The sequence below is a fragment of the Allobosea sp. RAF48 genome (genome assembly GCF_052114025.1).
In the GTDB taxonomy this organism is placed as follows: Bacteria; Pseudomonadota; Alphaproteobacteria; order Rhizobiales; family Beijerinckiaceae; genus Allobosea.
Genome location: NZ_JBFRDZ010000048.1, coordinates 1 through 349, shown reverse-complemented (window position 1 = coordinate 349; position 349 = coordinate 1). Strand labels below are relative to the sequence as shown.

Sequence of the window (349 nt, the reverse complement as noted above, 5' to 3'; positions counted from 1 at the left end):
GAGTTGGAGCCGAGGCGGTTCGCGCCGTGAACCGAGGCGCAACCGGCTTCGCCAACGGCCATCAGGCCGGGAGCGATGCGTTCCGGGTTCTCGGCGTTGGCGTTCAGCACTTCGCCCCAATAGTTGGTCGGAATGCCGCCCATATTGTAGTGAACGGTGGGCAGGACCGGGATCGGCTCGCGCGTCACGTCAACGCCGGCGAAAATCTTGGCGCTTTCGGAGATGCCCGGAAGACGCTCATGCAGGATCGCCGGATCAAGGTGATCGAGATGCAGGAAGATGTGGTCCTTGTTCTTGCCGACGCCACGACCCTCGCGGATTTCCATGGTCATGCAGCGAGACACCACGT

Annotated in this window: 1 protein-coding gene; it reads right to left on the bottom strand. The window is 62.5% G+C overall.

Going from position 1 to position 349, the window contains the following annotated elements; translation table 11 throughout:
• Positions 1 to 349, bottom strand: a 349-nt coding sequence (locus AB4Z10_RS29765) for an FAD-binding protein (protein ID WP_441474005.1), incomplete at both ends; no start/stop codon positions are given.